Genomic DNA, 12393 nt, shown 5'->3' with positions numbered 1-12393 from the left:
GGCAGCGATGATCTGGGGGTGCGAAGTGGCACGGCCGAAGCCGTGGGAAGTCGATGACGAGCTGTGGGCGGTGATCGAACCGCTGCTGCCCAAGGTCGAGCGTCGGGCCCGGCACCCAGGGCGCAAGCGGCATCCGGACCGGCTGGTGTTCCAGGGCATCCTGTTCGTCCTGCACACCGGGATCTCCTGAGAACACCTGCCGCAGGAACTCGGCTTCGGCTCGGGCATGACCTGCTGGCGACGCCTGGCCGAGTGGACCGGGGCCGGCGTGTGGCCCCGACTGCACGAGGTCCTCCTTGCCAAGCTCCGCAGCGCGAACGCCCTGGACTTCTCCCGAGCGGCCGTCGACGGCTCCCACATCCGCGCGCTAAAGGGGGTCCCAAGACCAGACGAAGCCCTGTTGACCGGGGCAGAACCGGCAGCAAGCACCACCTGATCACCGACGCCACCGGCATCCCGCTCGCCGCCACGCTGACCGGCGGCAACCGCAACGACGTCACCCAGCTGATCCCTCTGCTGGAGGCGATACCGCCGGTGCGGGGCAAGCGAGGCCGGCCCCGACGCCGCCCGGACGTGGTGCTGGGCGACCGCGGCTACGACCACGACAAGTACCGCCGGCTCGTCCGGGACCTGGGCGTGAAGCCACTGATCGCCCGACGCGGCACCGAACACGGCTCCGGACTCGGCACCCAACGCTGGGTCGTGGAACGCGCATTCGCCCACCTGCACTGGTTCCGCCGTCTGCGGATCCGCTGGGAGATCCGCGACGACATCCACGAAGCCTTCCTCACCCTCGGATGCGCGCTCATCTGCTGGAGGCGCCTGACGTCATTGCGATAGGAGTTCTTATTGGGTGCGTGGGTCTCTGACCGCGTATCGGGGTGTGGGGAGGGCCGGGTTTCGGGCCGGTGCTCAAGTCTTGGCGGGCTGGCCGGCGGCGCCGGTGATCTGGTCCCAGATCGCGTAGCGGATGGCCGTCTCGGCTCGGTGGCCGGGGGCGCTCATCAGGTGGCGGGGTCGGAAGTGGGGTGGGATGCCGCTGAACGCGGACAGGAACCGCTGGGCTCCGCCGACGCCGCGGAAGCCTTTCATGGCGCGTTCACGCTGCCGGGTGGGCTGATGACTGTTCTCGGCCCGGTTGTTCAGGCCCTTGTGCGAGCGGTGCTCGACCAAGGGCATGACCTCGCGGTGGGCCGCGTCGTAGGAACGGAGCTTGCCGGTGACCACCACCCACGGCACCGAGCAAGTCTTCTTGAGTAGTTTACGGAAGAAGCGCCTGGCCGCAGCGGTGTCCCGCCGGCTCTGGACCAAGATGTCGAGCACGTTGCCGCCGGCGTCGACGGCCCGCCACAGGTACCGCTGCTCGCCGTTGACCCTGACGAAGACCTCGTCCAGGTGCCACTTGTCCCCGGGCCGGGGCTGGCGGCGGCGCGGGCCGTTGGCGTAGGACTGCCCGAACGTCGCGCACCAGCGGCGGACCGTCTCGGAGGTCACTATCACGCCGCGCTCCAGCACCAGCTCCTCGACCTCGCGGAAGCTGAGCGGGAAGCGAAAGTACCGCCACACGCAGTGCGCGATCACCTCGACCGGGTACCGGTGCCCCTTGTACGACGGCGGTGCACTGCCCACGGACGACCCCTCCCAGCACAACCAACCAGAAAATCATCCCATCCGGTCAGCCAACGTGACAGCGCCTTTCATCTCGCTTCCTGGCATAGTGTGGAATTATGGCTATCCAAACCACGAGCCCGGTAACGGGTGAGGTTCTCAAAAACTTCGACGAGCTCACCCCTGAACAGCTGGAGGAAAAGCTTGCCCGCGCGGCCGCCGCGGCCGAGTCGTACCGGTTGACGACCGTCGAGGAGCGGGCGGGCTGGTTGAGCCGGGCCGCGGACCTGCTCGAGGAGGAGGCGGAGACCGTCAGCCGGATGATCACCACGGAGATGGGCAAGACCCTCCGGGCGGCCCGGGACGAGGTGGCCAAGTGCGTTCACGGGCTGCGGTTCTACGCCGCGCAGGGGCCGGGCTTCCTGCGGGATCTGCCGGGCGACGCGGGGCGGGTCGGAGCGACGAAGACGTTCGTGACGTACCAGCCGATCGGTGTGGTGCTGGCGGTGATGCCGTGGAACCTGCCGATGTGGCAGGCCATGCGCTTCGCGGCGCCGGCACTGCTGGCCGGTAATGTCGGAGTGCTCAAGCACGCCTCCAATGTGCCGCAGTGCGCGCTGTACATGGAGCGGTTGTTCCGGGAGGCGGGCTTTCCCGACGGTGTCTTCCAGACGCTGCTCATCTCCGCCCGGCGGGTGGAGCAGGTGCTGCGTGACGAGCGGGTCAAGGCCGCCACGTTGACCGGCAGTGAGCCTGCGGGGCAGTCGGTGGCCACCATCGCCGGCGAGGAGATCAAGAAGGTCGTTCTCGAACTGGGCGGCTCCGACCCCTTCATCGTGATGCCCTCCACCGATCTGGAGCGGGCCGCGGACGCGGCGGTCCGGGCACGCACGCTGAACAACGGGCAGTCCTGCATCAACGGCAAGCGGTTCTACGTGCACCAGGACATCGCGGAGGCGTTCCTCGGTCTGTTCGCGTCGAAGATGGAAGCGCTGGTGGTGGGGGACCCGATGGACGAGCGTACGGACGTCGGCCCGTTGGCGACGGAGTCCGGACGGGAGGACGTGGAGGCGTATGTCGACGACGCGGTCGGCAAGGGTGCGACCGTGCTGGTGGGCGGGAAGCGGCCGGAGCGGCCTGGGTGGTTCTACCCGCCGACCGTACTGACCGGCGTGACACCGGGGATGAAGATGTACCACGAAGAGGTCTTCGGGCCGGTGGCGCAGGTGTTCGTCGTCTCCTCGCTGGAAGAGGCGCTGCGGGAGGCCAACGGTCACCCCTACGGGCTGGGGTCGAACCTGTGGAGTGAGGACCCGGTGGAGCGGGAGATGTTCATCCGGGATGTCCAGTCGGGCATGGCCTTCATCAACGGCAACACCACGAGCTACCCGGAGATCCCTTTCGGCGGGGTGAAGCGCAGTGGCTACGGCCGGGAGCTGTCCGATCTGGGCATGCGGGAGTTCATGAACGCCAAGACCGTCTGGATCGGCGAGGATGTCTGAACAGCGCGTCGGACGGAGCGGAGATGCACGGATGAGCGCAGCGAACGGCGAGCCGGGTCGCCTTGTGGTGGCGGTCCTCGGGATCGGGACCATGGGGGACGCCATGGCGCGGAACATCGCGAAGGCCGGGCTGGGGCTCCAGGTGTGGAACCGTGACTCCACGGCTGCCGAGCCCCTGGCGGGGGTCGGTGCCGTGGTCTGTGACACGGCGGCCGAAGCATGCCGTGGCGCGGGGGTCGTCCTGACCGTTCTCGCCAACGAGCGGGTCGTGGCCGAGGTGATGGACAAGGCCCGTGACGGCCTGGAGCGGGACGCGGTGTGGCTGCAATGCTGCACGGTCTCACCGGAGGGCAGCGGGCGTCTGGCGGAGCAGGCGGCCGGCTTCGGCGTCGCCTATGTGGAGGCGCCTTTGCTGGGGACGAAGGAACCGGCGGTCGCCGGCACCCTGACCGTGCTGGCCGCCGCTTCCTGGGAAGGCGCGCGTGAGCGTGTGCGGCCGGTCCTGGAGGCGGTGGGCGAGCGCACGATCTGGCTGGAGGGGATCGGCCGGCCCAGTGGCCTCAAACTCGCCTACAACGCCTGGGTGCTGACCACCGTCGAGGGCATCGCTGAGGCCCTCACTCTCGCCGACGCCCTGGGCGTCGATCCGAGCAAGGTGATCGACGCCATCACCGGCAGCGCGCTGGACAGCGCGTACGTCCGGTCCAAGGGACCGAGGATGATCAGCGACGACCTCGACGCTCCCTCCTTCCCGCTGGAGGCGGCGGCCAAGGACGCCGGCCTGATCGTGGAGGCGGCACGCGGCGCGGGGTTGCGGCTGGGCATCGCGGAGGTGGTCCGCGACCGGCTTCAGTCGGCTGCGCGCAACGGTCTGGGCCGGGCCGACGTGGCGGCCACCTACCGCCAGTCACGCCGGGCCGGAACAGCCTGACCGGCATCGTCCGGGCATCCGGCCGACCCATGCCGACCGACCCATGCCGGCCGCCCGTAACGACCGGCCCTGAGAGGAGGGAGAAGACGATGACCCGAGCCGGCCTGGACGCCGCGCGGGCCAGCACCGCCCAACTGGCGGACATCGTGCCGCTGGTGAACGAGGAGGCATGGAACATGCCATCGGCCTGCGCGGGTTGGCGGGTGATCGACGTGAACGCCCACTTGGGGGCCCTTGCCCACGAAGCGGCCGAGCCCCAGGCGCCTGACCGTGGCGCCCGGGGCCGACGGCAACGTCCGGATCCGCAGCACGGCCACCGACTTCATCTCCTGGGCCACGACCCGCACGCCCTGGCGTGAGCATTGCGACAGCACAGGCGACGCCCCCGCCGCCGAACCGTTCCTGGATCTGCTCGACATCGTCTGACCGCCCTGCCCGCAGCGACGAACAGCGGGGGCGGCGGCGATCGCGCAACCCTCGCGCTCGTCCTGCTGCGGCGCCTCGGACGAGTGATACCCACGGAGACCATCATGACGAAGTCCGGCCGGCTGACGCCTGCCATCCCGACGGCTCTGTCCGACCCGCTGCTGAACCGCGGTGTCGCGTTCACACGGAGCGAGCGTAAGAAGCTGGGCCTGACCGGGCGGCTGCCCTCGGGGGTGCTGACCCTGGGGCAGCAGGCCGAGCGGGCGTACCGTCAGCTGGGTTCCCTGCCGAGTGACCTGGCCAGGAACGTGTACCTGGAGCAGTTGCACGACCGCAACGAGACCCTGTACTTCAAGGTGCTCTGCGACCACCTCGTCGAGCTCCTGCCGATCGTCTACAACCCGACGGTCGGTGAAGCGATCGAGCACTACTCCCACGAGTACCGCCGGCCCCGCGGTCTGTTCCTGTCCGTCGACGAGCCGGACGATATGGACGAGGCGTTCGCGACCCTGGAACTGGGACCGGACGACGTCGACCTGATCGTGTGCAGCGACGCCGAGTCGATCCTCGGAATCGGCGACTGGGGCGTGGGCGGTATCCAGATCGCGGTTGGCAAGCTGGCCGTCTACACCGCGGCCGCCGGCGTCGATCCGAGCAGGGTCGTGGCCGTGTCACTGGATGTGGGCACGAACCGCCAGTCGCTGCTGGACGATCCGCTCTACCTGGGCAACCGGCACCCCCGGGTGGGCGGCGCCGCCTACGACGCGTTCATCGAGAAGTACCTGCGCACCGCCGCCGACCGCTTCCCGCACGCTCTGCTGCACTTCGAGGACTTCGGGCCCGGCAACGCCCGGCGCATCCTGGAGACGCACGGCGACACCTACCGGATCTTCAACGACGACATGCAGGGAACCGGCGCGATCACCCTGGCGGCGACCCTGGCGGCGGTCAAGGTGAGCGGTGTGCCGATGCGCGACCAGCGCCTGGTGGTGTTCGGCGCCGGCACCGCCGGGGTCGGGATCGCCGACCAGCTGCGCGACGCCATGGTCCGGGACGGAGCGACCGAGCAGCAGGCCACGGCGCAGGTGTGGCTCATCGACCGGCAGGGGCTGCTGTGCTCCGACATGAGCGACCTGCGGTACTACCAGCGGACCTACGCGCGTGACCGGTCCGATGTGAGGGGCTGGGCCACCGACGGGGACGCCGTGTCGCTGCTGGAGACGGTACGGCAGGTCAAGCCGACCCTTCTGCTGGGCACGTCTGGCCGTCCGGGCGCGTTCGACCGGCAGGTGGTCGAGGCGATGGCCGCAGGAACCGCGCGCCCGGTCATCTTCCCCCTGTCCAACCCCACCTCGCGGATCGAGGCGATGCCCGCCGACGTGCTGGCGTGGTCCAAGGGCACGGCTCTGGTCACGACGGGCATCCCCGTCGAGCCCGTCGTGTACGAAGGGGTGACCCACCGGATAGGGCAGGCCAACAACGCGCTGCTCTTCCCCGGTCTGGGCCTGGGCACCATCGTCGCCGGGGCGTCGAAGGTCACCAAGGGCATGCTGCTGGCCGCCGCCCAGGCGGTGGCCGACCAGGTCGACGTGTCCGCGCCGGGAGCCGCGCTGCTCCCGCCGGTGGAGGACCTGAGGGAATCCTCGGCGATCACCGCCACCGCCGTGGTCCGCGCGGCGCTCCGGGACGGCGTCGCCACCCGGCCGATCGAAGACCCCGAACAGGCCGTCCGCAGCAGCATGTGGGAGCCCGCCTACCCGAACGAGATGCCGTGACGGCCCCGGACGCCTCTGCCGCGGGCTCATCCGCGGCCCGAGGCCTCCCCGTTGGCCGGGCAACGGACGACGGCTGCACCGCTCCGCGGATACGGAACGTTCCCGTCGGTCTGAGCGTCTCGGGCACACGGCGCGAGACCGACTCCGGCGGACGAGTGGCAGGCCGTGGTGAAGATCGGCCGGACGAGCCTGGAGGATGCCGTCCCCCTCACCGTGGGACAGGAGTGGTCCGGCTACGCGCGCCAGATCGAGTCCTACGTCGACCAGTCGCTCATGCTGGTGACCGCGCTGTCACCGGCCGTCGGATACGACCGGGCTTCCGTCATCGCACACACGGCACACGGCGACGGCAGCACGCTGCGCGAGGCCGCCCTGGCGTCCGGGTACGTCACCGCTGAGGAGTTCGACCGTCTCGTCCGCCCCTCCGCCAGGGTCGGGCCCTTCCCCGGCACCGGCAGCGGGGCATAGATCCGCCGTCGCGTGAAAGCCGCAGGTCCGCCGGACCGAAGCCCCCCGTGATCGCCTGCGGTCCCCCCGGACCTCCCCTACCTAGGATCAGATCATGTTGCGTCCTGAAAGCTGGTCCAGGCTCGCGGGTGGAAGTCCCGCCCGGGTAGGCACCGGAGTGCCCGGTAGCAGGTCCCGGTTCGTCGTGGAGACGCGACGGGCTGAGCGGGATGTCAAAAGCCTCTTCGGAGGGGGCAAGTACGCGGGCCGTAGCATCAAGCGAACCTTGCAGCCTCGTCAGATTCAAAGCGGAGAAGCCGAGCCCCTCATGTCAGGGCGAAGGCCACGTCTCGGGGGCCCTGTTCCGGGGTCAGCCCTCGGGGTTCTTCCGGGGTATGGGGGGCGGCACGTGTGCACAGTCTGGGCCGGAACAGGAGAGACCCGTCTGACCACGCCTTTCGTCGGGCAGGAGACCGGACGTATAAGCCGATGGTGAAGTCGTCCGGAGGGCAGCGGGAGTCCGAGGGGGCCGTAGTACCGCTGATCGGCGTGCAACATAACGCGCCGGGAGGGAAGGACCCCCACTTTGATCATGCTCGTGGCGGAGGTAAGCGCGAGGGCATGGCCGGAGAAAGACCGGTCAACTACCCCGGCCGGGATTTCCAGGTCGTAGTGGACGGGCCTGCGTCCGTCTCGAAAGTGCGAAAACTTCAACGTGCGCTACGGACTGCGGCCAAGCAGTCTCCGGAGCGACGTTTCCACGCCCTGTACGACCGTATCCACCGGGGTGACGTCCTGTGGGAGGCGTGGGAACGGGTCCGGGCCAACAGAGGGACTTCCGGGGTGGATCGGGTCACCCTGGAATTCGTGGAGAGCCAGTACGGGGTTCGGCGGTTGCTCGGCGAACTCCAGCAGGCTTTCCGCTCAGGTACGTATCGTCCGGCGCCGGCCAGGCGCGTGGATATCCCGAAACCACAGGGTGGTAAGCGGCCGCTGGGTATTCCCACGGTGCGCGACAGAGTGGCCCAGCAGGCGGCGAAGATCCTCCTGGAGCAGGTGTTCGAGGCGGATTTCCTGCCGTCCTCGTACGGGTACCGGCCCAAGCGGTCGGCGTTGCAGGCGATGGAGCGTCTTCGGACGGGCTTCATCGAGGGCCGCTGTGTCGTTGTGGAGTTCGACACCCGCAACTTCTTCGGCGAGATCGATCACGGTCGGCTGCTTGCTGAAGTGGGACGGCGGGTATCGGACCGAAGGGTGCTCAAGCTGCTGCGGTTGTGGCTCCAGGCGGGTGTGATGGTGGACGGGGAGGTCCGGCGGACGGTCGCCGGGACTCCGCAGGGCGGGGTGATCTCACCCTTGCTGGCCAACATCTACCTGCACGTCCTGGACACCGAGCTCGCTGAGCGCGGTGTCGGCGAACTGGTCCGGTACGCGGACGACGGTGTTGTCCTGTGCCGGTCGGTGGCCAACACCAGGAAGGCTCTGGGGGCGGTCGGGGAGATCCTCGGCTCGCTGGGGCTGGAGCTGCACCCGGACAAGACGAAGCTGGTTGACCTCAGAGAGGGCCGGGAAGGACTCGACTTCCTCGGCTGCCACTTCAGGGCCCGTTTCTCCGGCAGGATGTGGGAGAAGTACCGCAAGGTGCGTTTCTATCTGCATCGCTGGCCGTCGCAAGCGACGATGAAGCGACTCCGGGACAGGGTCCATGAACGGACCGACCGCCGCCGGACGGGAACGGATATCCGCGACGTGATCGCGGAGGTGAATCCGATCCTGCGCGGCTGGGGCAACTACTTCCGAACCGGGAATGCCGCCAAGAAGTTCATCCAGGTCGACGGCTACGTAGTAGGGCGCCTTCGCGGACTCATGGTAAGGAAGCGAGGTCGAAACCTACGAGCAGGCCAGATCAAGGTGTGGACGGAAGAGTGGTTCAACGGGCACGGCCTGTACCGATTGCGTGGCACGATCCGCTATCCGAAGGCTGCGTAACCCTGTCAAGAAGATCATCGGTAAGCCGTGTGCGGGAAAACCGCACACACGGATTGAAAGGGGAAAGGGGAAACGGCTCGAAAGAGTTCCGTGCCCCGGACTACCAATGACTACTGTCGCCGACCTGATGGTCGCCACCCTCCGTGAGTCGGGAGTCCAGCGCGTCTACGGACTGCCCGGCGACTCGCTCAACGGCTTCACCGACGCGCTGCGCCGCGACGGCCGTATCGCCTGGGCCCACACCCGCCACGAGGAGAGCGCGGCGTTCGCCGCGGCCGGTGACGCCGGCACCACCGGGCAGCTCGCGGTGACGGTGGGAAGCTGCGGGCCCGGCAACCTCCACCTGATCAACGGGCTGTTCGACGCCCAGCGCAGCCGTGTCCCGGTGCTGGCCATCGCCGCTCAGATCCCGCGCAGCGAGATCGGCAGTTCCTACTTCCAGGAGACCCACCCGCAGGAGCTGTTCCGCGAGTGCAGCCTGTACTGCGAGTTGGCCTCGTACCCGGAGCAGGTCCCGCGGCTTCTGGAGATGGCCATGCGCGCGGCGGTCGAAGGCCAGGGCGTGTCGGTCCTGGTCGTCCCCGGCGAACTGTTCCTCGCCGAGTTGCCCCGGTCGGTCCGGCCCGTCGCAGTGCACAGGACGCACTCGCTCGTGCGTCCCGACGAGGACTCGCTGGGCCGGGCCGCCGAGGTGCTCAACGGGGCCGAGCGGGTCACCATCCTCGCCGGAGCGGGCTGCGAAGGCGCCCACGACGAGGTGGTGGCGCTCGCCGAGCGGCTGCGGGCACCGGTGGTGCACTCGCTGCGGGGCAAGGAGCACCTCGAGTACGACAACCTCTACGACGTCGGCCTGACCGGGCTGATCGGCTTCAGTTCCGGCTACCGGGCGATGGAGCACTGCGACGCGCTGCTCATGCTCGGCACCGACTTCCCGTACCGGCAGTTCTATCCGCCGGAGGGTGTGGCGGTGGTCCAGGTCGACCTGCGCGGGGAGAACATCGGGCGGCGCACGCGCGTGACGGTGCCGCTCGTCGGCACCGTCAAGGACACCGCACAGGCCCTGAAGCCGCTGCTGCGGGAACGCACCGACTCCTCGTTCGCCGAGAAGATCATCGGCCACTACCGGCAGGTGCGGGCGCGGCTGGACCGGCTGGCCACGTCCAAGGCCTCGGACGCGCCGATTCATCCGCAGACGGTGGCCCGCGCCATCGACCGGCTGGCCACCGAGGACGCCGCCTTCACCGTCGACGTCGGCACGCCCACGGTGTGGGCCGCGCGCTACCTGACCATGAACGGCCGCCGCCGGCTGATCGGTTCCTTCAACCACGGCACGATGGCCAACGCGCTGCCGCATGCCATCGGCATCCAGTCCGCGTACCCGGACCGCCAGGTGGTGGCCCTGTCCGGCGACGGAGGACTGGCCATGCTGATGGGCGAGTTGCTCACCCTGCGCCAGCTCGACCTGCCGGTGAAGATCGTCGTCTTCAACAACGGCGCTCTGTCGTTCGTCGAACTGGAGATGAAGGCCGCCGGAGTGGTCACCTACGGGACGGAGCTGAGCGACACCGACTTCGCCGCGGTGGCCCGCGGAGCCGGCGTGCACGGGGTTCGCGTGGAGCGCGCCGGAGACCTGGACGACGCACTGCGCGAAGCCTTCGCACACCAGGGGCCCGCCGTGATCGACGTCGTCACCGCACGCCAGGAACTCTCCCTCCCGCCCAAGATCACTTACGAGCAGATGAAGGGCTTCACCCTCTTCGCCACCCGCACGATCCTGTCCGGAGGCGCCGATGAGATCGTCGAACTGGCGAAGACCAACCTGCGGATGCTGAGCCCGGAATGAGCGCGGCACGCAGGTCTCGACTGCCGCGTGGCGGCAGGCGGTGATGACGGGTTCTGGTCCTCCTCGCCCGCGAGCGAGGAAGGGGCCTGCGTGAGGGAGAAGACCAGGCGGAAGAAATCGGGGCGCATCCAACTTGTGGTGAGTTCCAGGGGGTGCCCGTGTCGTCGACTGTCGCTGCGGGCACGGAAGCGGAGCAACAGTCGCCGACTGCCGCGACCCAGGTGTTCGGCGACCTCGGAAGGGCAGACTTCCAGCTCTGCTTTGACCCAGGCGCGAGGGGGCGCCAGCCCGTAAATGTCGGTCAGGACCTCGCAAAGGCTGTCGTGTTCGGTCAGGTGCGCGCCCAGTCCGGCGACCAGGTCGGCGGCGAGGTGGGTTTCGGCGTAGGCGGCCGGCTCGTCGTCGACAAAACGACGCCGAAGGAGAGGCGCTGCAAGCCGAGTTGCACCTGCTCAAGGCCCGTCTTCGGGGCGGAGTGCTGTCCAGGGCGAGGCGCGGGGAGCTGATCCAGCCGCTGCCCGTCGGTCTCGTCTACGACCACGCCGAGCGGGTGGTTCTGGATCCGGACGCCTCTGTCCAGCAGGCGATCCGGCATCTGCTGGCCACGTTCGCCGCGACCGGTTCCGCCTATGCCGTCGTGAAGGTGTTCGCCGACGAGGGGCTGAAGTTCCCGCGCCGGATCCGCACCGGCCCGAACAAGGGCGAGCTGACCTGGGGCATCCTGCAGCACCACCGGGTCCTGCACAACCCGCGCTATGCCGGCGTGTTCTTCTTCGGACGCCGGCATCAACGCCGCGGTCCCGGCGGCAAGACGACCAGCCACGTCCTGCCACGCGAGGAACGGACGGTGCTGATCACCGAACCCCATCCGGGCTACCTGACCTGGGCCGAGTTCGAGGCCACCCAGACCCGGCTCGCCGAACTCGCCGCCGCCCACGGCACCGAGTGCAGAGCCTCCCCACCCCGGGAGGGGGCCGCGCTGCTGCAGGGTGTGGTCTCCTGCGGCAAGTGCGGACGCCGGATGACCGTGCGCTACCAGCACTACAAAGGCACCGGAAAACCGATCTACCTCTGCCAGTCCGAGGGGATCCGCAACGCGGCCCCGATCTGCCAGACCATGGTCGGCGACCAGATCGACGCCGCCGTCGGCGAGCTGCTGCTGACCGCCCTCACCCCACTCACCCTGGAGGTCGCCCTGCGGGTCAGCGACGAGCTGAACGCCCGCGCCGAGGAAGCCGACCGGCTCCGCGCCGCCTGCGTCGAACGCGCCCGCTACCGCGCTGACCTCGCCCGCCGCCGCTACCTGGCCGTCGATCCCACCAACCGGCTGGTCGCCGACACCCTGGAGGCCGACTGGAACACCGCCCTGCGTGAACTCGCCGAAGCGACCGAGGAGTACGAGCGCGCGAAGAACACCGCGCCAGGCCCGCTCTCGCCCGAGACCCGCGCCAGGCCCGCTCTCGCCCGAGACCCGCGCCAGGATCACCGCGCTGGCCGCCGACTTCCCCGGCTCTGGAACGATTCGGCCACCCCGATACGGGAACGCAAGCGCATGATCCGCCTCCTGGTCACCGACGTCACCCTCACCAAGACCGACCACATCGCCATCGGTGTCGTCCTGCGCGGCGGTCAGCACACCAGATCACCCTGCCCCGCCCGCAAACCGCCTGGGAACTCCGCCAGACCGACCCCGCCGTCATCACCGCGCTCGATGAACTCCTGGAGGAACACACCGACGCCCAGAGCGCCGGCATCCTCAACGAGCACGGCCTGCCCAGCGGCATGGGCCGCCCCCTCACCCGCGGCATGATCGTCCACCTGCGCAACGCCTACCAGCTACGCAGCCACCCGCCAACGCCTCCTCGACGCCGG

Annotated in this window: 9 protein-coding genes and 3 pseudogenes; 10 read left to right on the top strand and 2 right to left on the bottom strand. The window is 69.1% G+C overall.

Annotation, left to right across the window (positions count from 1 at the left end; all coding sequences use genetic code 11):
* Positions 1-7: 7 nt before the first annotated feature.
* A pseudogene (locus tag QQY24_RS32805) lies at positions 8-840 on the top strand (IS5 family transposase).
* Between the two features lie 72 nt (positions 841-912).
* On the opposite strand, the gene QQY24_RS32800 reads toward QQY24_RS32805, so the two are convergent.
* Positions 913-1629 (bottom strand): IS6 family transposase, encoded by a 717-nt coding sequence (locus QQY24_RS32800; protein ID WP_301976597.1) that lies wholly within the window; start codon positions 1627-1629, stop codon positions 913-915.
* Between the two features lie 98 nt (positions 1630-1727).
* On the opposite strand from QQY24_RS32800, the gene QQY24_RS32795 reads away from it, so the two are divergent.
* From QQY24_RS32795 to poxB, 8 genes and pseudogenes are all read left to right on the top strand, one after another.
* Positions 1728-3110 carry an NADP-dependent succinic semialdehyde dehydrogenase gene (locus QQY24_RS32795; RefSeq protein ID WP_301976596.1) on the top strand — a complete coding sequence of 461 codons (1383 nt, stop codon included), beginning with the start codon at positions 1728-1730 and terminating at the stop codon, positions 3108-3110.
* A 31-nt stretch (positions 3111-3141) separates the two neighbouring features.
* On the top strand, positions 3142-4041 hold the full coding sequence (locus tag QQY24_RS32790) for an NAD(P)-dependent oxidoreductase (RefSeq protein ID WP_301976595.1): 900 nt from the start codon (positions 3142-3144) through the stop codon (positions 4039-4041).
* A 29-nt stretch (positions 4042-4070) separates the two neighbouring features.
* A complete protein-coding gene (locus QQY24_RS34930) occupies positions 4071-4400 on the top strand; it encodes a maleylpyruvate isomerase N-terminal domain-containing protein (RefSeq protein ID WP_367658068.1) in 330 nt (109 codons plus the stop codon).
* A 171-nt stretch (positions 4401-4571) separates the two neighbouring features.
* Entirely contained in the window at positions 4572-6242 is a 1671-nt protein-coding gene (locus QQY24_RS32780; protein WP_301976593.1) for an NAD-dependent malic enzyme, read from the top strand.
* A 159-nt stretch (positions 6243-6401) separates the two neighbouring features.
* Positions 6402-6494: pseudogene (locus tag QQY24_RS32775) on the top strand (lyase family protein); the annotation flags it as partial.
* Between the two features lie 21 nt (positions 6495-6515).
* The gene (locus tag QQY24_RS32770) at positions 6516-6710 is read left to right on the top strand and encodes a hypothetical protein (protein ID WP_301976861.1); all 195 of its coding nucleotides are present in this window, start codon (positions 6516-6518) and stop codon (positions 6708-6710) included.
* Positions 6711-7178: 468 nt separating this feature from the next.
* Positions 7179-8678 (top strand): group II intron reverse transcriptase/maturase, encoded by a 1500-nt coding sequence (gene ltrA, locus QQY24_RS32765; RefSeq protein WP_367658067.1) that lies wholly within the window; start codon positions 7179-7181, stop codon positions 8676-8678.
* 106 nt (positions 8679-8784) lie between these two features.
* Positions 8785-10521 carry a ubiquinone-dependent pyruvate dehydrogenase gene (poxB, locus tag QQY24_RS32760; RefSeq protein ID WP_301976591.1) on the top strand — a complete coding sequence of 579 codons (1737 nt, stop codon included), beginning with the start codon at positions 8785-8787 and terminating at the stop codon, positions 10519-10521.
* On the opposite strand, the pseudogene QQY24_RS34925 reads toward poxB, so the two are convergent.
* Positions 10407-10934, bottom strand: a pseudogene (locus QQY24_RS34925) (UTRA domain-containing protein); the annotation flags it as partial. The gene poxB and the pseudogene QQY24_RS34925 sit on opposite strands and share 115 nt — an antisense overlap.
* Before the next feature lie 29 nt (positions 10935-10963).
* On the opposite strand from QQY24_RS34925, the gene QQY24_RS32755 reads away from it, so the two are divergent.
* Positions 10964-12331, top strand: a complete 1368-nt coding sequence (locus QQY24_RS32755; protein WP_301976590.1) for a recombinase family protein — start codon at positions 10964-10966, stop codon at positions 12329-12331.
* Positions 12332-12393 lie beyond the last annotated feature (62 nt).

Origin of the sequence: Streptomyces sp. TG1A-8, assembly GCF_030499535.1 — a bacterium.
Taxonomy (GTDB): domain Bacteria; phylum Actinomycetota; class Actinomycetes; order Streptomycetales; family Streptomycetaceae; genus Streptomyces.
This window is presented reverse-complemented; position numbering and strand designations above follow the sequence as displayed.